The organism is Pseudomonas sp. MWU16-30322 (assembly GCF_020515535.1).
GTDB classification, from domain to species: domain Bacteria; phylum Pseudomonadota; class Gammaproteobacteria; order Pseudomonadales; family Pseudomonadaceae; genus Aquipseudomonas; species Aquipseudomonas fluorescens_H.
The window spans coordinates 247,378-268,541 of record NZ_JAIWYL010000005.1; the positions used below are offsets into that span (position 1 = coordinate 247,378).

16 protein-coding genes and 4 tRNA genes are annotated in these 21,164 nt (G+C 60.2%); 10 read left to right on the forward strand and 10 right to left on the reverse strand.

Going from position 1 to position 21,164, the window contains the following annotated elements; translation table 11 throughout:
* Positions 1-198: 198 nt before the first annotated feature.
* Positions 199-2,007: a di-heme-cytochrome C peroxidase gene (locus LCH64_RS12240; protein WP_226500393.1), complete on the forward strand. Its 1,809-nt coding sequence runs from the start codon at positions 199-201 to the stop codon at positions 2,005-2,007.
* A 26-nt stretch (positions 2,008-2,033) separates the two neighbouring features.
* Positions 2,034-3,170, forward strand: coding sequence for a catalase family protein (locus LCH64_RS12245; protein WP_226500394.1), 1,137 nt, complete (start codon positions 2,034-2,036; stop codon positions 3,168-3,170).
* A 138-nt stretch (positions 3,171-3,308) separates the two neighbouring features.
* Here LCH64_RS12245 and LCH64_RS12250 read toward each other — a convergent pair.
* From LCH64_RS12250 to LCH64_RS12265, 4 genes are all read right to left on the reverse strand, one after another.
* Positions 3,309-3,385 (reverse strand) — tRNA-Asp (locus tag LCH64_RS12250).
* 19 nt (positions 3,386-3,404) lie between these two features.
* A tRNA-Val gene (locus LCH64_RS12255) sits at positions 3,405-3,480 on the reverse strand.
* A gap of 198 nt (positions 3,481-3,678) precedes the next feature.
* Positions 3,679-3,755, reverse strand: a tRNA-Asp gene (locus tag LCH64_RS12260).
* A 19-nt stretch (positions 3,756-3,774) separates the two neighbouring features.
* Positions 3,775-3,850: transfer RNA gene (locus LCH64_RS12265), tRNA-Val, on the reverse strand.
* A 159-nt stretch (positions 3,851-4,009) separates the two neighbouring features.
* Between LCH64_RS12265 and rdgC the strand changes: the two genes are divergently transcribed.
* The 3 genes from rdgC to sugE all read left to right on the forward strand — a co-directional run bounded on the left by rdgC (position 4,010) and on the right by sugE (position 6,480).
* Positions 4,010-4,930, forward strand: coding sequence for a recombination-associated protein RdgC (rdgC, locus tag LCH64_RS12270; RefSeq protein ID WP_003223096.1), 921 nt, complete (start codon positions 4,010-4,012; stop codon positions 4,928-4,930).
* 150 nt (positions 4,931-5,080) lie between these two features.
* The gene (locus LCH64_RS12275) at positions 5,081-6,046 is read left to right on the forward strand and encodes a bile acid:sodium symporter family protein (RefSeq protein ID WP_226500395.1); all 966 of its coding nucleotides are present in this window, start codon (positions 5,081-5,083) and stop codon (positions 6,044-6,046) included.
* Between the two features lie 119 nt (positions 6,047-6,165).
* Positions 6,166-6,480, forward strand: a complete 315-nt coding sequence (gene sugE / locus LCH64_RS12280) for a quaternary ammonium compound efflux SMR transporter SugE (protein WP_003223093.1) — start codon at positions 6,166-6,168, stop codon at positions 6,478-6,480.
* Between the two features lie 99 nt (positions 6,481-6,579).
* Here the strand turns inward: sugE and LCH64_RS12285 are convergent, their stop codons facing one another.
* The 4 genes from LCH64_RS12285 to LCH64_RS12300 all read right to left on the reverse strand — a co-directional run bounded on the left by LCH64_RS12285 (position 6,580) and on the right by LCH64_RS12300 (position 11,360).
* Positions 6,580-8,454, reverse strand: a complete 1,875-nt coding sequence (locus tag LCH64_RS12285) for an MFS transporter (RefSeq protein ID WP_226500396.1) — start codon at positions 8,452-8,454, stop codon at positions 6,580-6,582.
* A 97-nt stretch (positions 8,455-8,551) separates the two neighbouring features.
* Positions 8,552-9,703, reverse strand: a complete 1,152-nt coding sequence (locus LCH64_RS12290) for a TDT family transporter (protein ID WP_226500397.1) — start codon at positions 9,701-9,703, stop codon at positions 8,552-8,554.
* Positions 9,704-9,808: 105 nt separating this feature from the next.
* A complete protein-coding gene (locus LCH64_RS12295; RefSeq protein ID WP_226500398.1) occupies positions 9,809-10,120 on the reverse strand; it encodes a cupin domain-containing protein in 312 nt (103 codons plus the stop codon).
* Positions 10,121-10,172: 52 nt separating this feature from the next.
* On the reverse strand, positions 10,173-11,360 hold the full coding sequence (locus tag LCH64_RS12300) for an MFS transporter (protein ID WP_226500399.1): 1,188 nt from the start codon (positions 11,358-11,360) through the stop codon (positions 10,173-10,175).
* Positions 11,361-11,451: 91 nt separating this feature from the next.
* On the opposite strand from LCH64_RS12300, the gene LCH64_RS12305 reads away from it, so the two are divergent.
* Both LCH64_RS12305 and LCH64_RS12310 read left to right on the forward strand, forming a co-directional pair.
* Positions 11,452-11,994 carry a TetR/AcrR family transcriptional regulator gene (locus LCH64_RS12305; protein ID WP_003223085.1) on the forward strand — a complete coding sequence of 181 codons (543 nt, stop codon included), beginning with the start codon at positions 11,452-11,454 and terminating at the stop codon, positions 11,992-11,994.
* A gap of 222 nt (positions 11,995-12,216) precedes the next feature.
* Positions 12,217-15,687: a PAS domain-containing hybrid sensor histidine kinase/response regulator gene (locus tag LCH64_RS12310; RefSeq protein WP_226500400.1), complete on the forward strand. Its 3,471-nt coding sequence runs from the start codon at positions 12,217-12,219 to the stop codon at positions 15,685-15,687.
* A 113-nt stretch (positions 15,688-15,800) separates the two neighbouring features.
* Here the strand turns inward: LCH64_RS12310 and rmuC are convergent, their stop codons facing one another.
* Positions 15,801-17,165 carry a DNA recombination protein RmuC gene (rmuC, locus tag LCH64_RS12315; RefSeq protein WP_226500486.1) on the reverse strand — a complete coding sequence of 455 codons (1,365 nt, stop codon included), beginning with the start codon at positions 17,163-17,165 and terminating at the stop codon, positions 15,801-15,803.
* A 175-nt stretch (positions 17,166-17,340) separates the two neighbouring features.
* Positions 17,341-17,664: a hypothetical protein gene (locus tag LCH64_RS12320; RefSeq protein WP_080593230.1), complete on the reverse strand. Its 324-nt coding sequence runs from the start codon at positions 17,662-17,664 to the stop codon at positions 17,341-17,343.
* A 1,021-nt stretch (positions 17,665-18,685) separates the two neighbouring features.
* On the opposite strand from LCH64_RS12320, the gene LCH64_RS12325 reads away from it, so the two are divergent.
* From LCH64_RS12325 to LCH64_RS12335, 3 genes are all read left to right on the forward strand, one after another.
* Positions 18,686-18,910: a hypothetical protein gene (locus tag LCH64_RS12325; protein WP_064586664.1), complete on the forward strand. Its 225-nt coding sequence runs from the start codon at positions 18,686-18,688 to the stop codon at positions 18,908-18,910.
* 274 nt (positions 18,911-19,184) lie between these two features.
* Positions 19,185-19,667, forward strand: coding sequence for a hypothetical protein (locus LCH64_RS12330; RefSeq protein ID WP_103486114.1), 483 nt, complete (start codon positions 19,185-19,187; stop codon positions 19,665-19,667).
* Positions 19,668-19,813: 146 nt separating this feature from the next.
* Positions 19,814-21,085 (forward strand): outer membrane protein transport protein, encoded by a 1,272-nt coding sequence (locus LCH64_RS12335; RefSeq protein WP_226500401.1) that lies wholly within the window; start codon positions 19,814-19,816, stop codon positions 21,083-21,085.
* Positions 21,086-21,164: the final 79 nt, after the last annotated feature.

The following is a 21,164-nucleotide window of genomic DNA, read 5'->3' on the forward strand; positions in this document are numbered from 1 at the left end:
GGCTACCGGCATGAGAGCAGGAAACGTCCGATAAGTTCAGGGATTAAAACGCATTCGGGAAAAGGGACGATGAAGCTTCTGTCATCTTGGCCCGATAGAGACTGAAGAGACTTCCTACAACAGTTGGCGTAATGGCCACTTGCCGCACCCGCAACAGGTGAGGCATAACAGCGCAACAACTCGACAAGGATGTTTATCTTGCGCCTCTTCTACCGTGTGCTGACCCTGATCATCGTGCTGCTGGGCCTGGGCCTGGCCGTGGTTTTGTACTACGTCGCCAACCCGAAATTACCGTTCTACTCCCCCGTCCAAAAGGTGCATTACCTCAACCAGTGGAGTGAAGAAGAACGCCAGACCTACTACTTCACCCCGCAGGGCACACAGGTCAAAGGCCTGCGTTATGAATGGTTCGAGGCGCTGGAATTGCCCTTCTCGCAGCAGCGTTTCGCGTCCCCGGAATACCTCGCACGCTTCGGTTTTCTGGTTGATCCGCAACAGAAAGCCAAACCGAACAACCCTGGCAATCTGCCGGTGGGTTTCGCCCGCCATCGAAATCCCGGCGGTAACGAGCAATATCTCGATATCACCTGCGCCGCTTGCCACACCGGCGAATTACGCTTCAAGGACCAGGCCGTGCGAATTGACGGCGGTTCGGCGCAGCATGTCTTGCCTTCCAGCGTTCCGACATTGCGCGGCGGCAGTTTCGGACAGGCATTGGTCGCCAGTCTGACCTCGACTTACTACAACCCATGGAAATTCGAGCGTTTCGCCCGCAATGTGCTGGGCAATGACTATGAGGCGCGCCACGAGCAACTGCGCAAAGACTTCAAGGCGTCTCTGAACACGTTCCTGAAAGTCGCCTGGAACGACACTCACCGCGGCCTCTACCCCACCGAAGAAGGCCCGGGACGCACCGATGCGTTCGGCCGCATCGCCAACGCCACCTTCGGCGACGCGATCTCCCCCACCAACTACCGGGTGGCCAACGCCCCGGTGGACTACCCGCAACTGTGGGACATGTGGACGTTCGACTGGGTGCAATGGAACGGTTCGGCACAGCAACCGATGGCGCGCAATATCGGGGAGGCACTGGGTGTCGGCGCCACGTTGAATTTCTTCGACAGCAATGGCCAGCCGCTGCAGGGCGATGCCCGTTACGCCTCCAGTGTCCGCGTGCGTGATCTGCACAAAATCGAAGAAACCCTGCAACACCTGCAACCACCCGCCTGGCCGGAAGATGTCTTGGGTGCGGTGGACAAACCACTGGCTGCCAAGGGCCGCGCGCTGTTTGCCGAGAACTGCGCCGGTTGCCACGTGCCACGCGAGGCTCAGGAGGGCGAACGCTGGGTGCAGCATTTGCACATGCTGCCGGTGGAGGTGATCGGCACCGATCCGAATGCAGCGACCAACATTGCCAACCACCGTTTCGACCTGACGACGCTGCAATGGGATCTGAAGGAGCTTGAGCAGATGGATGTGAAGCTGCATCCAACGCCCAAAGAGCCATTGGACCTGAGCCAGCTATCGGTGGCCAAGGGCCTGGCTTACGTCACCGCATTCGTCGAAAACCGCGCTTATCGCGAGGCTGGTGTCAGCCCTCAGGAAAAGCCACAACTTGATGGCTTCGGTCTGCCGATCGGCGTGCGCGAAAAAGTCGCTTACAAGGCCAGACCACTGGCCGGGGTTTGGGCCACCGCGCCATTTCTGCACAACGGTTCGGTACCGAGTCTTTATCAATTGCTGTCGCCCCAGGATGAACGCGCCACCACCTTCTATAAAGGCACTCTCGAGTACGACCCGCGCCATTTGGGGTATCGCACCGAGGCCTTTACCAACGGCTTTCTGTTCGACACCCGGATTAGCGGCAACCACAACAGCGGTCATGAATTCCGCGCCGGCGAGCGTGGCAATGGCGTCATCGGCCGACTGCTGCAACCGCAGGAACGCTGGGCATTGCTGGAGTACCTGAAAGTACTGGGCGGACCGCTGGAGGCTCAATTGCCATGATGATCAATTCGTACAAAAGACCGTCCATGCTCGCCCGCCTCTGGTTGTGGCTGGGACGCCTGCTCGGCAAAACCCTGCTGGCATTGCTGATTATCGGCCTGCTGGGCTGGGCCATCGCGAGCGCATGGTTCGCCTGGCAACACCGCGGCCCGGTGTCGGCGCAAGAACAGATTCCCGCCGGTGAAGCGGCGATGACTCAGGATGTGATCCAGACGGCGGTGCGCATCGTCGATCAACACCGCGAAGGCACTCGCTACCTGCGCGACGCGCATGCCAAGGCCCACGGTTGCGTGAAGGCCGAAGTGACGGTGCTGCAGGAACTGGCGCCAGCGTTGCGCCAAGGCGTATTCAGCGAGCCGGGTAAAACCTGGCAGGCGATGATTCGCCTGTCCAATGGCAACGCCTATCCACAGTTCGACAGCATCCGCGACGCCCGGGGCATGGCGATCAAACTGCTCGATGTTCCCGGGAAACAGCTGCTAGGCGACCGTCAAGAGCGCCACGAACAAGACTTTGTGATGTTCAGCCATGCGAATTTCTTTGTCAGCGATGTCGCCGAGTATCGTCAGAATGTAGCGGCTCAGGCTGATGGCAAAAAGATCATGGCATTTTTCCCCGGCTGGGATCCGCGCACCTGGCAGACCCGCCACTTGTTCATCGCGCTGGCAACACTGTCGCCGCCACCGGACAGCCCGACAGGGACGACTTACTTTTCGGTATCCCCCTACAAATTCGGTGAGGCCAATGCGAAGTTTCGGGTAGCACCGGATCCTGATAATTGCCCGGCGTATGCCCTGCCCCCGCAAAACCATGACCTGCCGAACTTCCTGCGCAGTGCCTTGAATCAGCAATTGTCGACGGATCGGGTGCCGACGTGTTTTGTGCTGCAGATTCAGCGCCAGGATGCGAACAGTTACATGCCGATCGAGGACACCAGCATCGAATGGCGCGAGCAGGATTCACCGTTTGAAAGCGTGGCGCGGATTACCCTGCCTGCGCAGGACTTCGACACGCCGGCCTTGAATCTAGAATGCGACAACCTGTCGTTCAACCCGTGGTTTGGTATTGAGGCGCATCGGCCGATTGGCGGAATCAACCGCTTGCGCAAAGCGGTGTATGAGGCGGTGAGTGACTACCGGCATAGCCGCAATGCCGAACAGTAAAAAGTACCTGTGGTGAGGGGATTTATCCCCTCACCACAGCTGCAATGCAGAAATTATCAAATCGCAGACAGCAAAAAGCCCGCACTAGGCGGGCTTTCTGTGGTGACCTGGCGTTCAGTGGGTCCAGGTGACCGAATATGGCGCAGCGGACGGGACTCGAACCCGCGACCCCCGGCGTGACAGGCCGGTATTCTAACCGACTGAACTACCGCTGCGCGAAACGCTTGAAACGAATGGTGGGTGATGACGGGATCGAACCGCCGACATTCTGCTTGTAAGGCAGACGCTCTCCCAGCTGAGCTAATCACCCTTCGCTTCGTTACGGGGCGCATTATGCCACAAGTTTTCGTAAAGTGTTGATTTAATTGATGTTTTTTTCAAAAAAATCCGAAAACCGGTGAAACGACACAACCCGATGGAACAAGGTACAAACGTGAGACAGAAAAAAACCCGCTTCAGCGGGTTTTTCCGTGGTGACCTGGCGTTCAGTGGTCCAGGTTACCGAATATGGCGCAGCGGACGGGACTCGAACCCGCGACCCCCGGCGTGACAGGCCGGTATTCTAACCGACTGAACTACCGCTGCGCTAAACACTTGAAACGAATGGTGGGTGATGACGGGATCGAACCGCCGACATTCTGCTTGTAAGGCAGACGCTCTCCCAGCTGAGCTAATCACCCTTCGCTTCGGTGTGGCGCGCATTCTACGGAGCGACCCAACCTCTGGCAAGCACTTTTTTAATTAATTTTCTCAGGCCTTCCAAAGGCTTAGAGAAGGGTTGGCCTATGACCCGGCGAAGACAATAATGCCCCCCTTTGTATAAAGGAGAGACTCACCCCATGTGGTTCAAAAACCTGCTTATCTATCGCCTGACCCAAGACCTGCCTGTCGATGCCGAGGCGCTGGAAACTGCACTGGCCACCAAACTGGCGCGTCCATGTGCAAGCCAGGAGTTGACCACCTACGGTTTCGTCGCGCCATTCGGCAAAGGCGAAGATGCTCCACTGGTACACGTCAGCGGTGACTTCCTGCTGATCGCTGCGCGTAAAGAAGAACGCATTCTGCCGGGCAGCGTCGTGCGCGACGCGGTCAAGGAAAAGGTCGAAGAGATCGAAGCCGAGCAGATGCGCAAGGTCTATAAGAAGGAACGCGATCAGATCAAGGATGAAATCATCCAGGCGTTCCTGCCGCGCGCCTTTATCCGTCGCTCGTCGACCTTCGCCGCCATCGCGCCGAAACAGGGCCTGATCCTGGTCAACTCGGCCAGCCCGAAACGCGCCGAAGACCTGCTCTCCACAATGCGTGAAGTACTCGGTACCCTGCCCGTCCGTCCGCTGACCGTAAAAACCGCGCCGACCGCCGTGATGACCGAGTGGGTCACCACCCAGCAAGCGGCCCCGGACTTCTTCGTTCTGGACGAGTGCGAGCTGCGCGACACCCACGAAGACGGCGGCATCGTGCGTTGCAAGCGTCAGGACCTGACCAGCGAAGAAATCCAGCTGCACCTGAGCACCGGTAAAGTCGTGACTCAGTTGTCGCTGGCCTGGCAGGACAAACTGTCGTTCATGCTCGATGACAAGATGACCGTCAAACGCCTGAAGTTCGAAGACCTGCTGCAGGATCAGGCGGAACAGGACGGTGGCGACGAGGCCCTGGGCCAACTGGACGCCAGCTTCACCCTGATGATGCTGACCTTCGGCGACTTCCTGCCGGCGCTGGTGGAAGCGTTGGGCGGTGAAGAGACGCCGCAGGGGATCTAAATACCTGTGATGTACAAAATGTAGGAGTGAGCCTGCTCGCGATGAGGAACTGACATTCAACGCAAATGTTGACTGAACAACCGCTATCGCGAGCAGGCTCACTCCTACAGTTGTTTTGTGGTGTTCATTTTTAATAACAAGGAACAGGCCATGCGCGCACTGGCTGCACTGAGTCGCTTTGTCGGCAATACCTTCGCTTACTGGGTCCTGATTTTCGCGGTGATCGCGTTCCTGCAACCGGCGTGGTTCCTCGGCCTCAAAGGCGCAATCGTGCCACTGCTGGGGCTGGTGATGTTCGGCATGGGCCTGACCCTCAAACTCGATGACTTCGCCGCCGTCGCCCGCCATCCGTGGCGCGTGGCTTTGGGCGTGGTCGCACATTTCGTGATCATGCCCGGTGTGGCGTGGTTGCTCTGCCAGATCTTCCACCTGCCGCCGGAAATCGCCGTCGGGGTGATTCTGGTCGGCTGCTGCCCAAGTGGCACCTCTTCCAACGTCATGACCTGGCTGGCCCGGGGCGACCTGGCACTGTCGGTGGCGATTGCTGCCGTCACCACCCTCCTCGCCCCGTTGCTGACCCCGGCGCTGATCTGGCTGCTGGCTTCGGCGTGGTTGCCGGTGTCGTTCATGGAATTGTTCTGGTCGATCCTGCAAGTGGTGCTGCTGCCGATCGTGCTCGGCGTGGTCGCGCAACGTTTGCTCGGCGATAGAGTGCGGCACGCGGTGGAGGTGTTGCCTCTGGTGTCGGTGGTCAGCATCGTCATCATCGTCACCGCCGTGGTGGCCGCCAGTCAGGCGAAGATTGCCGAATCCGGGCTGCTGATCATGGCGGTGGTGATGCTGCATAACAGCTTCGGCTACTTGCTGGGCTACTTCACCGGGCGCCTGTTCAAGTTGCCACTGGCGCAGCGCAAGTCGCTGGCGCTGGAAGTCGGCATGCAGAATTCGGGGTTGGGCGCGGCATTGGCCAGCGCGCACTTTTCGCCGCTGGCGGCGGTGCCGAGCGCGTTGTTCAGCGTCTGGCACAACATTTCCGGGGCGTTGCTCTCGACCTACTTCCGGCGCATGAGCGAGAAAGAAGACCGTGAGGCGCTGGCGCAGCACCAGGCCGACTGAGCGGGAAACTTGATCCCCGGATTAATGCTCGGCAGACTGTTGCGCTACGCGGGGACGACCCTGCGGCTCGATCGAGTTATCAATCTGGGGACGGCCCCGTCAATCGATGGAGGTCTTTCATGTCCTGGATCATTCTGTTTTTCGCCGGCCTGTTCGAAGTCGGCTGGGCCGTCGGCCTGAAATACACCGACGGTTTCACCCGCCCGCTCCCCACCGTACTGACCGTCGCAGCAATGGCAATCAGCCTCGGCCTGCTGGGCCTGGCGATGAAGGAATTACCACTGGGTACGGCTTATGCGATCTGGACCGGGGTCGGCGCCGTGGGCACGGTGATTGCCGGGATCATTCTGTTTGGCGAGTCGATGGCGTTGATTCGCCTGGCCAGCGTGGCGTTGATCATTACCGGTTTGATCGGCCTCAAGGTCAGCGCTTAGGCCACTGGCCTCTATCGCGAGCAGGCTCACTCCTACAAGGGGTACGCGCTTCAAATGTAGGAGTGAGCCTGCTCGCGATGGGGCCATATCAGGTAACAACTACCTGACAGCCCCGCGCAACGCCCCCACCAACCCCTGCAATTTCGCCGGCTGCGCCGCTTCCACCGCCACCGCCGAACCCGCCACCAACGTCACCCGCGACCACAACCGCTTGAACAGGCCCTTGTTCGGATCGCGACTGAAGAAACTCCCCCACAATCCCTGCAGCGCCAGCGGAATTACCGGCACCGGGGTTTCTTCGAGAATCCGCGTCAGCCCGCCCTTGAACTCGTTGATCTCGCCATCGGTGGTCAACTTGCCTTCCGGGAAGATGCACACCAGCTCACCGTCCTTCAGGTACTGGGCAATCCGGGTGAAGGCTTTTTCGTAGATCTGGATGTCTTCGTTGCGTCCGGCAATCGGAATCGTCCCCGCCGTGCGGAAGATAAAGTTCAGCACCGGCAGGTTGTAGATCTTGTAGTACATGACAAAGCGAATCGGCCGACGCACCGCGCCGCCAATCAGCAAGGCATCGACGAACGACACGTGGTTGCACACCAGCAATGCCGCGCCCTCGTCCGGAATCGCTTCGAGGTTACGGTGTTCGACGCGGTACATGGAATGGCTCAGCAGCCAGATCATGAAACGCATGCTGAACTCGGGGACGATCTTGAAGATGTAGGCGTTGACGCCGATGTTCAGCAGCGACACCACCAAAAACAGCTGTGGAATCGACAGCTTGACCACGCTCAGCAACACGATCGAAACGATCGCCGACACCACCATAAACAGCGCGTTGAGAATGTTGTTGGCCGCGATCACCCGCGCCCGCTCGTTCTCGGCGGTACGCGACTGGATCAGCGCGTACAGCGGCACGATATAGAAGCCGCCAAAAATACCGAGGCCGAGAATATCGACCAGCACCGCCCAGGTATGGGCAAAGCCCAGCACTTCGACCCAGCTATGGCCGGTGACGCTCTCCGGGATTCCGCCGGAATGCCACCACAGCAGCAGGCCAAACACGGTCAGACCGAACGAACCGAACGGCACCAGTCCGATCTCGACCTTGCGCCCGGAAAGCTTCTCGCAGAGCATCGAACCCAGCGCAATCCCCACCGAGAACACCGTGAGAATCAGCGTTACCACGGTTTCGTCGCCGTGCATCCACTCCTTGGCGTAGGCCGGGATCTGCGTCAGATAAATCGCCCCGACAAACCAGAACCACGAGTTGCCGACAATCGAGCGCGACACCGCGGGCGTCTGGCCCAGACCGAGTTTCAGCGTGGCCCAGGATTGGCTGAAGATGTTCCAGTTCAGGCGCATTTCCGGCGAAGCCGCCGCCGCGCGCGGAATGCTGCGACTGGCGAGATAGCCCAGCACCGCAATCCCGACAATCGCGGTCGACACCAGTGGCGCGTAATGCGTCGAAGACATGATGACGCCGGCGCCGATGGTCCCGGCAAGGATCGCCAGGAACGTGCCCATCTCCACCAGTCCGTTGCCGCCGACCAGTTCATCCTCACGCAACGCCTGCGGCAGGATCGAATACTTGACCGGCCCGAACAGCGCCGAATGCGTGCCCATGGCGAACAGTGCCACCAGCATCAGCGACAGGTGATCGAACAGGAAGCCGATCGATCCTACGGCCATGATCGCGATTTCCGCGAGTTTGATCAGACGGATCAGCGCGTCCTTGGCGAATTTTTCCCCGAACTGCCCGGCCAGCGCCGAGAACAGAAAGAACGGCAGGATAAACAGCAGCGCACACAGGTTGACCCAGATCGAACGGTCACCTTCGATGGCCAGCCGATACAGAATGGCGAGGATCAGCGACTGCTTGAACACGTTGTCGTTGAACGCGCCCAGCGACTGCGTGATGAAAAACGGCAGAAAGCGCCGGGTGCGAAGCAGGTTGAACTGTGAGGGGTGACTCATCTTCCGTGTTTCCCTGAGGTCGGTAGAGAATGGCCTGGATCTGCTTATTGGAATCTCGATCGGCGATCCAGGCCACACATTACCTAAACTTTTCAGGTTATTTCTTCAACCCTGCAATACAAGGTGAGACAAACAGCTCGCCGCGCCACGCGCCTTGCACGGTGCGTTTACCGACGATCAGCCACATCACTGCCAGCAGGCTCACCAGCACACAGCCCATCACGCTGAAAAAACCGAGGTTCAGCGTGCTGGCGAGCTTGAGGGTCGCCAGCGAATACACGCCCAGCGGGAAGGTGAAACCCCACCAGCCGAGGTTGAACGGGATGCCGTCGCGCAGGTAACGCGCGGTGATCAGCAGCGCCATCAACATCCACCACAAGCCGAAGCCCCACAAGGTGATGCCGGCGACCAGCCCCAGGCCCGCAGCGATTTCACCGATGCCCGGCAGGCCATTGGCGGCGAAGATCGCCGGTGCATCAGCGCCCAGCAGCAGCATGCCCAACGCGCCGGTGCCGATCGGACCGAGGGCCAGCCAGCTCGAGGCGGCCATGTTTTCGTGGGGCAGTTTGTGCAGCGCCATGCGCAGCAACAGGATGGTCAGAATGCTGAACGCCACCGGCAGGGAAAATGCCCAGAGCACGTAGCTTGTCGTCAGCACCACCAGTTGCGCGTGGGCATCGGCCAGATGCGGCGCGAGCAAGCCGCCGCTGGCCGCCGCCACTTCCGCCGCCACCACCGGCAACAGCCAGACCGCCGTCATCTGATCGATGCTGTGTTCCTGGCGGGTAAACATCATGTAGGGGATCAACACGCCACAGGCCAGCGACATCGCCACGTCGAGCCACCACAGCACTTCGGCCAAATGAATCACGCCTTCGCCCCAGCGTGGCAGGCCGAACAGCAGAAAGCCGTTAATGATGGTCGCCAGGCCCATGGGGATGGTGCCGAAGAACATCGAAACGGTGGAATGGCCGAAGATCCGCCGCGCTTCATCGAAAAATAAAATCCAGCGCGCGGCATAGGCGAAGGTAAACAGGGTGAACAACAGAATGTTGAACAGCCACAAACCTTCGGCCACCGCGTGCAACCCTGGGATCGCCACCGGCAGTTGCGCCAGGGCCAGGGCCAGCACACCGGTGCCCATGGTCGCGGCGAACCAGTTCGGGGTGAATTGACGGATCACTTCACGCGGATGCTGAAGCTGGCTGAACGGCTTGATGCCGGGTTTGGCTATGTTGGGGCAAGTCATCATGAACTCCTGTCCTCAGGTGAGGTTGAGTCCATGGTAGAACCGAATCGAATATCTATATAACGGGTAATTTCTCTATCTGTTATCTACTTTACAGATAAGCGTCTAGACACTGCCTTCGCTTTCAATCACCAGAATCCGCGCCGCTCCCTGCGGATGCGCCATGTGCTCGGTGCCGACCGAGGCGTAGAAGATATCCCCGACCTCTAGCATGACTCGCTGTTCTTCGCCCTGTTCGCGATAGCGCATCTGCACCTGACCATCGAGCACCACGAACACTTCTTCACCATCGTTGACGTGCCATTTGTACGGCTGATCGGTCCAGTGCAGACGCGTGGTGATGCCATTCATGTTGGCGATGTCCAGCGCACCCCAGGCACGCTCGGCGGTGAACGACTTGCTGCGGATAATCTTCATCGGTCGATCCATGCAAAGAAGGGCCGCCCAAGGCTAACTGAAACCGCCACACTTATGGAGCGCTGCAAACCTTGGCCGCTTGCGCACGCAAGCTGAGCAGGAGCGCGGCGACTGCCAGCACGATCAATGCGGCGACGTAACCGTCGGTGGTCGCGAGCAAGCCATAGGTGCGGGTCAAGTGCCCGGCGAGCAGTGCCGGCAAGCAGAACGCCAGATAACTCAGCGCGTAATACGCCGACATCAGCCCCGCTCGCTCATGCGGCAAGGCCAACGGCACCAGGCTGCGCACCGCCCCGAGAAACCCCGAACCAAAGCCACAACCGGCGACCAGCGTGCCGAGGAAAAACAGCCCCAGACTGGCGCTGTGCACGCCGAGCAGAATCAGCAGCACACCGATCGGCAGCAGACTGGCGCCCAGTTGCAGGGCCCGGGTCGCAGGCCGATTGCGCAACGTGAAAATCATCAGCGCGCCCGTCACCGTCAGCGCCGAGACGGTCGCACCGCCGATCAGGTTGGAAGTCGAACCGGTGGCGGTACGCACCAGCGACGGCGCCAGCGAGGCAAAAAAGCCGCCGAGGGCCCAGGTTGCGGTGTTCAGCGGCAGCACACGCCACAAGGTCGAACGCGCCTGAACCGGCACATGCAGGGTCGGCCGCAGTGACGCCCAGGCCCCGGCTTGCGGGGTGACGCTTTCCGGCAGACGCCAGACATAAACCGCCTGCAACACAAACAACGCCAGCAACAACCAGTAAGTCAGTTGCAACGGCGCCGGGGCGAATTCGGCCAGCAAGCCACAGCCCATGCTGCCCAGCGCCATGCCGAGCAACGGTGCCACACTGTTGATCAACGGCCCCTGCTGGCGGTCGGTGTCGAGCAGCGTCGCGCTCAGAACAGCGGTGGCCATGCCGGTGGCAAAACCTTGCAGCACGCGGGCGCTGATCAGCCAGGCGACGCTGTCGGCGTGGATGAACAGCAGCATCGCCAGGGCATTTAGCAGCACCGCGGTGAAAATCACCGGTTTGCGCCCCAGATGATCGGACAACGAACCGACCGTCAGCAGCGCCGCCAGCAGGCTTAAGGCATACACGCCGAAAATCAGGGTCAGCACCGCTGCCGAAAAGTGCAGCTGATCCTGATACAGGTGATACAGCGGCGTCGGCGCCGTGGAGGCGGCGAGAAAACTCAACAAGGTGATCGCCAGAAAAATCAGGCTGGCACGGTTGGAAGCAAGGCTGGTCATGGGCACACTCCGCAAAAGCTAATTTTTTGCTTTTGCGGAGTGTGCTCTCGGCTTTGGCTTAAAGCAAATTCTTTGTGTTAAGGTCTGACGCATGGCTATTAAAGAAGGTTTACGCCCCGGCGGCCGCAGTGCCCGGGTGCAAGAGTCGATTCATTCGGCAGTCCGCGCGCTTCTGCAAGAACAGGAGCGCAGCACCGTGACCGTCCCGCAAATCGCTGCGCGGGCCGGGGTCACGCCTTCGACGATCTATCGGCGCTGGGGCGATCTGACGGCGTTGCTGGCGGACGTCGCCCTCGCCCGCATGCGCCCCGACAGTGAACCGGCGGTGACCGGTGATCTGCGCGGTGATATCCGCGCCTGGGCCGAGCAGTATCTGGACGAAATGAGTTCGGAGCCGGGGCGCAACATGATGCGCGACGTGCAAGCCAGCGCCACGCCGGGGTATTGCGTGACGATCATTGGCGCGCAGTTGCAGACCATCATCGAGCGTCACCCCGACGAGCCGGCGCCGAGCGTTGATCGGTTGATCAATCTGGTGGTGGCACCGGTGGTGTTCCGGATTCTGTTTGCGGCGGCGGCGCTGGAGGTGGATGAACTGCATCGATTGATCGATATGGCGTTGAAACAGGACTGACGCTATCGCGAGCAGGCTCACTCCTACAATTGGAATGCGTTCCACCTGTAGGAGTGAGCCTGCTCGCGAAGAGGCCCGACCAGTCACCTCAGAACCACCCGGTTTCAAACCTGCGACACCCCGCCACGCCACGACCTTGGTCGACACTGACTAACCGCCGCACTCATGCGAGACTGTCCGCCCGGGCAGGACTGCCGGGGAGTCTTCTGTCGGGAGTGTTGCATGTCGTTGTCCACCGGGCTGATCGCCGCCGTCGCCCTCGCCTATATGGCCATCATGTTCGCCATCGCCTTCTACGGCGACCGTCGCAGCGCGCCATTGCCGCCGCGGATGCGCGCGTGGGTGTACAGCCTGTCGCTGGCGGTTTATTGCACCAGTTGGACGTTCTTCGGCGCGGTCGGACAGGCGGCCGAACAGCTGTGGTCATTCCTGCCGATCTACCTCGGGCCGATCCTGCTGTTGCTGGGCGCACCGTGGGTTCTGCAGAAAATGGTGATGATCAGCAAGCAGGAGAACATCACCTCGATTGCCGACTTCATCGCCGCGCGCTACGGCAAATCGCAATCGCTGGCGGTGGTGGTAGCGCTGATCTGTCTGGTCGGCGTCCTGCCTTATATCGCCCTGCAACTCAAAGGCATCGTCCTTGGTGTAAACCTGCTGATCGGCGCCGGTGCCGACGCCATGGGCACCCGCGCCCAGGACACCGCACTGATCGTGTCGCTGGTACTGGCGCTGTTCACCATCGTCTTCGGTACGCGCAACCTCGATGCCACCGAGCACCACCGGGGCATGGTGCTGGCGATTGCGTTTGAATCGCTGGTCAAGCTGTTCGCCTTTCTCGCCGTCGGCGCGTTCGTGACCTACGGGCTGTACGACGGTTTTGACGACCTGTTCAATCAGGCGATGCTCGCGCCGCGCCTCGAGGAGTACTGGAAGGAAACGATTAACTGGCCGTCGATGGTGGTGCAAACCGGGGTGGCGATGATGGCGATCATCTGCCTGCCGCGGCAGTTTCACGTCACAGTGGTGGAGAACATTGACCCGCAGGATCTGCGTCTGGCCAAGTGGGTGTTCCCGGCCTATCTGGCGCTGGCCGCGCTGTTCGTGGTGCCGATCGCCCTCGCCGGGCAGATGATGCTGCCGAGCCACGTACTGCCCGACTCTTTCGTGATCAGCCTGCCGCTGGCCCAGGCCCATCCGGCCCTGGCGTTGCTGGCGTTTATTGGTGGTGCGTCGGCGGCCACCGGCATGGTGATCGTGGCCAGCGTGGCGCTGTCGACCATGGTCTCCAACGACATGCTGTTGCCGTGGTTGCTGCGGCGCAACAACGCCGAGCGCCCGTTCGAAGTGTTCCGCCAGTGGATGCTCTCGGTACGCCGGGTGAGCATCGTGTTGATTCTGCTGCTGGCCTACGTCAGCTACCGCTTGCTCGGCTCCACCGCGAGCCTGGCGACCATCGGTCAGATCGCCTTCGCCGCTGTCACCCAACTGGCCCCGGCGATGCTCGGCGCGCTGTACTGGAAACAGGCCAACCGTCGTGGGGTGTTCGCCGGTCTCGCGGCGGGCACGTTCCTCTGGTTTTACACATTGATCCTGCCGATTGCCGCCCACAGCCTCGGCTGGTCGCTGAGCACTTTTCCCGGTCTGGCGTGGCTGCACAGCAACCCGCTGAACCTGCCGATCACCCCGCTGACGCAAGGCGTGGTGCTGTCGCTGGCGGGCAACTTCACGTTGTTCGCCTGGGTCTCGGTGCTGTCGCGCACGCGGGTTTCGGAGCACTGGCAGGCCGGGCGCTTCATTGGCCAGGAAATCAGCGCGCGGCCGAGTGCACGTTCGATGCTGGCGGTGCAGATCGATGACTTGCTGCAACTGGCGGCGCGCTTTGTCGGCGAAGAACGTGCGCGGCAGAGCTTCATTCGTTTCGCCTACCGCCAGGGCAAGGGCTTCAACCCGAACCAGAACGCCGATGGCGAATGGATCGCCCACACCGAACGCTTGCTGGCCGGCGTGCTCGGTGCTTCTTCGACGCGCGCCGTAGTAAAAGCCGCCATCGAAGGTCGGGAAATGCAGCTGGAGGACGTCGTCCGTATCGCTGACGAAGCCTCGGAAGTGCTGCAGTTCAACCGCGCGCTGCTGCAAGGCGCGATCGAGAACATCACCCAGGGCATCAGCGTGGTCGACCAATCGCTGAAACTGGTGGCCTGGAACCGCCGCTATCTGGAGCTGTTCAACTACCCGGACGGCTTGATCAGCGTCGGCCGGCCGATTGCCGACATCATTCGCTACAACGCCGAACGTGGCTTGTGCGGCCCCGGCGAGGCGGAAGTCCACGTCGCCCGGCGCCTGCACTGGATGCGTCAGGGCCGCGCGCACACTTCCGAACGTTTGTTCCCCAACGGCCGGGTGATCGAGCTGATCGGCAACCCAATGCCCGGTGGCGGTTTCGTCATGAGTTTCACTGACATTACCGCGTTCCGCGAAGCCGAGCAGGCGCTGACCGAGGCCAACGAAGGCCTGGAACAACGGGTCAGCGAGCGCACGCAGGAGCTGTCGCAACTCAACGTCGCACTGACCGAAGCCAAGGGCCATGCCGAGGCGGCGAACCAGTCGAAAACTCGCTTCCTCGCCGCTGTCAGCCATGACCTGATGCAGCCGTTGAACGCCGCTCGCTTGTTCTCTGCCGCCCTCTCCCATCAGGACGACGGCTTGAGCAGCGAGGCGCAGAAACTGGTGCAACACCTCGACAGTTCGCTGCGTTCGGCAGAAGACCTGATCAGCGACCTGCTGGATATTTCCCGCCTGGAAAACGGCAAGATCAACCCCGATCGCAAGCCGTTCGCGCTCAATGAGTTGTTCGATACGCTCGGCGCCGAATTCAAGGCGCTGGCGCAGGAACAAGGCCTGAAGTTCCGTGTGCGCGGCAGCCAGTTGCGCATCGACAGCGACATCAAGCTGCTGCGACGGATTCTGCAGAACTTCCTCACCAACGCCTTCCGCTATGCCAAGGGCCCGGTGCTGCTGGGCGTGCGGCGACGCGATGGCGAGCTGTGTCTGGAAGTGTGGGATCGCGGGCCGGGGATTCCGGAAGACAAACAACAAGTGATTTTCGAGGAATTCAAACGCCTCGACAGCCATCAGACCCGCGCCGAGAAGGGCCTGGGTCTGGGCCTGGCGATTGCCGACGGTTTGTGTCGCGTGCTCGGCCACACCCTGCGCGTACGTTCGTGGCCGGGGCGCGGTAGTGTGTTCAGTGTCAGTGTGCCGCTGGCCCGGGCGCAATCGCTGCCACAGAAAACTGCGGTGGAGTTGAACGGCAAGCTGCTCAGCGGCGCGCAGGTACTGTGCATCGACAATGAAGACAGCATTCTGATTGGCATGAACAGCCTGCTGACCCGTTGGGGCTGTCAGGTATGGACGGCGCGCAATCGCGAGGAATGCGCGGCGTTGCTGAACGAGGGTGTGCGACCGCAACTGGCACTGGTCGACTATCACCTCGATCACGGCGATACCGGGACCGAGCTGATGGCGTGGTTGCGCACGACGCTGGGTGAGCCGGTACCGGGCGTGGTGATCAGCGCCGATGGGCGACCGGAGACGGTGGCGCAGGTGCATGCGGCGGGGCTGGATTATCTGGCCAAACCGGTGAAACCGGCGGCGTTGCGGGCGTTGTTGAGTCGGTATGTGCCGTTGTAACCGTTCGACTTGAGTGTTGCAGCGCTACCGCTGACGCCTTCGCGAGCAAGCCCGCTCCCACCTTTGGAATGCATTTCACTATGGGAGCGAGCCTGCTCGCGAAGCTCTTCGGGTTATTCCGGGAGTTCGACCAGCCCATCGACATCGGTCATCGCCCGCTCCAGCAGATCCGCCGGCAAACTCTTGCTGGCCCGCGCGCCGAGCAATTTGAGCTGCTCACTGCGGCTGACCAGGTTGCCGCGCCCTTCCGTGAGTTTGTTGCGCGCCGAGCTGTAAGCCTTGTCCAGCTGTTGCAGGCGATTGCCGACTTCGTCCAGATCCTGAATGAACAGCACGAATTTGTCGTACAGCCAGCCGGCACGCTCAGCGATTTCCCGCGCGTTCTGGCTCTGCCGTTCCTGCTTCCACAGGCTGTCGATCACCCGCAACGTTGCCAGCAACGTGGTCGGGCTGACGATCACGATATTGCGGTCGAAGGCCTCCTGGAACAGCGTCGGCTCAGCTTGCAAGGCGGCGGAAAATGCCGCTTCGATCGGCACGAACAGCAAGACGAAATCGAGGCTGTGCAGACCTTCCAGACGCTTGTAGTCCTTACCTGCGAGGCCTTTGACATGGCTGCGCAGCGACAGCACGTGCTGCTTGATCGCGATCTGGCCGAGGGTGTCGTCTTCAGCGGCGACGTACTGCTGATACGCCGTGAGGCTGACCTTGGAGTCGACCACCACCTGCTTGTCGCCCGGCAGGTAAATGATCACGTCCGGCTGGAAGCGCTCGCCATCCGGCCCCTTGAGGTTGACCTGGGTCTGGTACTCGCGGCCCTTCTCCAGACCCGCGTGTTCGAGCACCCGCTCAAGAATCAGTTCACCCCAGTTGCCCTGGGTCTTCTGGCCTTTGAGGGCGCGGGTCAGGTTGGTCGCTTCGTCACTCAGGCGCAGGTTCAATTGCTGCAGACGCTCCAGCTCCTTGGCCAGCGAGAAGCGCTCGCGAGCCTCGGCCTGATAGCTCTCTTCCACGCGTTTTTCGAAGGACTGGATTCGCTCTTTCAGCGGATCGAGCAACTGGCCGAGGCGCTGCTGACTGGTCTCGGCAAAGCGCTGTTCACGCTCATCGAAGATCTTCCCGGCAAGTTCGGCGAACTGCGCGCGCAGCTCATCGCGCGAGCCTTGCAGGTCGTTGAGGCGTTGCTGATGGCTTTCCTGTTGCTCGCGCAATTCGGCGTTGAGCGACGCGGCCTGCGCGTCGAGGCGACGCAATTCGGCTTCTTTGTTGGCGCGCTCGATGTTCCAGGCGTGCGAAGCGTCACGGGCGTCATCACGTTCGATCTGCAGCAGCTCGACTTCGCGGCGCAGTGCAGCCAGTTCAGCCTGCTTGGCGGCATTGGCCTGGCCGAGGTCGACGATTTCATCGCGGCTGGCCTCAAGCTGGACGTTGAGCCCGTCCTGCGCCAGTTGCGCCATGGTCAGACGTTCTTCGAGCAAGGCGACTTCGGCTTGCCGGTCGCTGGCCCGGCGTTGCAGTTGCCAGGCCAGCGCCAGCAACGGCAGTCCCGCGCCCGCCAGACCCAGCAATACGCTGGTCAAGTCCATAGCCATAGCCACTCCTGCCGATCCGATAAAGCCTGAAGGTTAACCAAGGCGTGGGACGTTGGACAGCTCAGTCTTCGAGCAGACCGAGTTCCTGTTGTGCACGCCGGTCACCGGCGCGGGCGGCCTGACGCAACAGATCCTGACCGATGCGCCGATCCCGGGCATTGCCGCACTCGCGGCACATCAACTGACCGAGACGACTTTGCGCCGCAACCACGCCTTCGCGTGCCGGTTGCTTGAGCAGACGCCCCGCCAGATGCTTGGCATTGCGGCTATCGCCCAGACGCGGGCTGTCGAGCAGCCATTCGGCCACACGCACGGAAAATCGCTTGGGAGAGGTAACACGAGGGTGTTCGGAGGTAACAGAGCCTGATACTGAGCGAAACTTCATAAAACACTGTGGGACAGATCGGAAGGCGCGCCACTCTACTCTCTTTTTCGTACAGGTAAAGTCGAAAAAAACCCGGCACGCCCGTCCTAGAGCAAGCGCTAGGGACAATCCACAGAAGCTGTGGATAACTCAGTGGACAACCGCTCCCGAACTCGCGCAAAGCCTTGTGGAATGGGGCCCGCAGTCAAACTGACGATTTTTTCACCAACAAAAAAAGACGATATTTTTCATTGACTTAAACTTTTGATGCAGGCAGCTACCGGGGTCAGGATTGATATGACAGTGGGGTTACGGTCTGCGCAACTAATGTGCACAAGTACCTGTTACCCGGTTATATCGATGCGCTTTTTCGGGTCGTTTTGCGCATCGGGCTGGGGATAAGCGGGTTGGTGATGGGGATGGCTGCACGCTTTTGTGGCGACCGGCGGTTGATCAGGGTGATCCCTTCGCGAGCAAGCCTGCTCCCATACTGGAGAGGGTTTCCATGTGGGAGCGGGCTTGCTCGCGAAAGGGCCGGTAATGTCACGTCAATGCCTGGCAGCTCACGAAATCTTTTTTGCGCTGGGGGTTTGCATTGCCCAAGACGTTCCGTTACTATCCGCGGCGTTAGTACCAAGCTGAAAGTCAATTCCGGTCGAACACATCCCCACGGTCAACCTTCTTCCAAGAAGCCCTTCACCGAAAAAGCGGGAACGACCCCTCGATGGTTTCCAGGTAAATCTTGCGCCGACACTGCCTTTGAATGAATGCAAAGGGTGTTGCGAAGACCACTTACTCTGACCGAACCAGCCTGCAAATTGATCAGGATCTTCACCCCGGGCCCAGAACCTTTGCCCTTGATGTGTTGCCTGTCCTCCTAAGTACCTACCTGCCAGCCCAAGCGCGCCAACTTAATAGCGCTTCAAACTGGCTGCTTTGTTCCAGTCGGGTTCTTTGTTCGACCAACGGTGGTCGACATTACTGGAACGTTTTAACGTTGCACGGTTCTTATCCGTGTCATTTGTAGGAACACCTAATAACTATGTCTACTCAAATCCATACTCAGGATGCCATTCGCACCCTAACCAACGCTTTTGCCCCAATGAACTGCCTGATCATGGCCGCTCGCAAAGGCTGCTTCAGCTTCACCGTGGTCAATGAACACGGGATCGCTCGCCACAGCGAGCGTCTGTACCCCGATCAATACTCCAGCGCCGAACCGCTGCAGGCCGTGATCGATCGTACACGTCAGGCACTGGTTGCCTGAGAGCCGAAAAGGCTGCAAAAGCAAAAGCCCCGCACAAAATGCGGGGCTTTTTATTGCCCGATGTTTCGCTTTTAGCCCTTCGCGCCTAAGCACCATCGGATATAACGCTTTTGGCTCGCGGCTGGAAATATTTTAAAAACAGGCCTTTACGTCGCGAATATGACACTACACTTCAACTCAAGCGGCTTGATCCGCTTTCGGCGAGCCTGATTCGATCCACCGCTGCCAAGGCCCCTTCAGGTATCGCCGCCCAATTACAAGAATCGAGGGCATTATGGGTATCGCTGCCAGCGAACTGTGCCGCTATGTGATCCGTCCCACACTGATCTATCTGGGACGCCACTGCGCAACCGCCGAATCCCTGCTACTGGGGATCGCCGCCAGCCAATCCGCCCTCGGCTCCGCCCTGCATGACCGCCGTGGCCACGGCCTCTACCGGATTGCCGAGCACCGCCATCAGGCTCTCTGGGACCATTACCTGGCACTCGATCCGGAACGCGCAAGCCTGGTTCGCGGCCTCGCCAGCCAACATGCTTTTTTGAGCGGCCCGCACCTCGAACTGACCGTCAACCTGCGTTACGCCACTGCCATTGCCTGGCTGCTGGTCGAAGAACAAAACACTCAGCTCCCCGACGCCGATGACCTGCTGGGCATGGCGCGAATCTGGCGCCAGACCTTCCAGCCCCAAGGCCGCCTGCGCGACTTTACTTTCGCCTGGCACACCTGTGTTTCACCTGTGAATCAGGTCGCATGTTGACCCTGCAGTTTCCAAAGATCGGCCAACAGGTCAGGATTTTGGTCTGATTGTCCTACAAAACCGCTCTAACTCAGCCTATACGGACTATAGCGCTGGGACGAAAATGTTGGTAATTTTCGCCCCGGTGATCACCAGGAGTTCTAATAATGAAAAAAGTCATGCTCAAAACCACCCTTAGCCTCGCCGTTACCATGGCATCCACCCAGATCTTCGCAGCTGGCTTTGCCATCAACGAACACAGCATCAGCGGGATGGGCACTGGTTACGCTGGGCGATCTTCTTCTGCCGACGACGCAAGCACTGTTTATGGCAACCCTGCCGGCATGTCGCGCCTCACGCGCGAACAAGTCACCGGCGGTGTGGCATTCCTCGATGCCAAAACCGATATCAGCGACGCCAGCTCCAGCCCTAACGGCGGCAGCAACAAAGGCGACATGGTGCCCTTCACCTCCGTACCTATGGGCTTCTACGTCAAACCGATCGACGAGCATTGGGCATTCGGCCTCGGCGTGTACGTGCCGTTCGGCCTGATTACCGACTACGAAAAAGGCTTTGCCGGCCGCTACTTCGGCAGCAAGTCCGAAGTACAAGTCATCACCTTCCAGCCGACTGTCAGCTATAAGTTCAACGACGTGGTCTCGGTAGGTTTCGGTCCGACCATCAACCGCATCGACGGCACCCTCGAGTCGAACCTCTCGGTGACTCAGCTGGCGCCGGACGGCAAGGTCAAGATCAAGGGTGACGACACCGCGCTGGGCTACAACATCGGCGTACTGGTACAGGCCACCGACACCACTCGCCTGGGTCTGACCTACCACTCGAAAGTCGACTACAAGCTCGAAGGCAACACCAAGGTCAACTACGGCGCACTGGCTGCAGTCGGTCTGGGTGCCAGCCAGAAGTACGACGCTTCGCTGAAGATCACCACACCTGAATCCGTGGACTTCTCGGTTACTCAAGCGATCAACGACCGCTGGAACGTCTACGCCGGTTCGACCTGGACCCGCTGGAGCCAGCTGAAGAAGATCACCGTTGAAAACTCCGGCGTGCAGCCGCTGCTGGCCGGTCAGTTCGGCGAGATCACCGAAGAACAGAACTGGCACGACTCCTGGGCCTACGCCGTCGGTACTTCGTACCAGCTGAACAAGGAATGGGTACTGCGTACCGGTCTGACCTTCGACCAGTCGCCAACCAACAACGTCGACCGTTCGCCGCGCATTCCTACCGGCGACCGGACCATTTTCAGCATCGGTGCCGGCTGGAGCCCGACCGAAGACCTGACCATCGACGTCGCTTACTCGTACCTGAAGGAAGAGGCGGTCAATATCCGCAACCAGAACGATCGTGGCCAGACCTACGACGCCAAGTATGAAAACTCGGCAAACGGCTTCGGTGTCGGCGCTACTTACCGCTTCTGATGCTGCACGGCGAGGCTAACCCCTCGCCCATTGAAAAGCCCCGCTCTCTTTGCAGAAAGCGGGGCTTTTTTGCGCCTGT

Bases quoted from the DNA above. Each gene is read 5' to 3' on its own strand.
- LCH64_RS12245 (WP_226500394.1), top strand. From the start codon at position 2,034: ATGCTCGCCCGCCTCTGGTTGTGGCTGGGACGCCTGCTCGGCAAAACC.
- rdgC (WP_003223096.1), top strand. From the start codon at position 4,010: ATGTGGTTCAAAAACCTGCTTATCTATCGCCTGACCCAAGACCTGCCT.
- LCH64_RS12275 (WP_226500395.1), top strand. From the start codon at position 5,081: ATGCGCGCACTGGCTGCACTGAGTCGCTTTGTCGGCAATACCTTCGCT.
- sugE (WP_003223093.1), top strand. From the start codon at position 6,166: ATGTCCTGGATCATTCTGTTTTTCGCCGGCCTGTTCGAAGTCGGCTGG.
- LCH64_RS12285 (WP_226500396.1), bottom strand. From the start codon at position 8,454: ATGAGTCACCCCTCACAGTTCAACCTGCTTCGCACCCGGCGCTTTCTG.
- LCH64_RS12290 (WP_226500397.1), bottom strand. From the start codon at position 9,703: ATGACTTGCCCCAACATAGCCAAACCCGGCATCAAGCCGTTCAGCCAG.
- LCH64_RS12295 (WP_226500398.1), bottom strand. From the start codon at position 10,120: ATGAAGATTATCCGCAGCAAGTCGTTCACCGCCGAGCGTGCCTGGGGT.
- LCH64_RS12300 (WP_226500399.1), bottom strand. From the start codon at position 11,360: ATGACCAGCCTTGCTTCCAACCGTGCCAGCCTGATTTTTCTGGCGATC.
- LCH64_RS12305 (WP_003223085.1), top strand. From the start codon at position 11,452: ATGGCTATTAAAGAAGGTTTACGCCCCGGCGGCCGCAGTGCCCGGGTG.
- LCH64_RS12310 (WP_226500400.1), top strand. From the start codon at position 12,217: ATGTCGTTGTCCACCGGGCTGATCGCCGCCGTCGCCCTCGCCTATATG.
- LCH64_RS12320 (WP_080593230.1), bottom strand. From the start codon at position 17,664: ATGAAGTTTCGCTCAGTATCAGGCTCTGTTACCTCCGAACACCCTCGT.
- LCH64_RS12325 (WP_064586664.1), top strand. From the start codon at position 18,686: ATGTCTACTCAAATCCATACTCAGGATGCCATTCGCACCCTAACCAAC.
- LCH64_RS12330 (WP_103486114.1), top strand. From the start codon at position 19,185: ATGGGTATCGCTGCCAGCGAACTGTGCCGCTATGTGATCCGTCCCACA.
- LCH64_RS12335 (WP_226500401.1), top strand. From the start codon at position 19,814: ATGAAAAAAGTCATGCTCAAAACCACCCTTAGCCTCGCCGTTACCATG.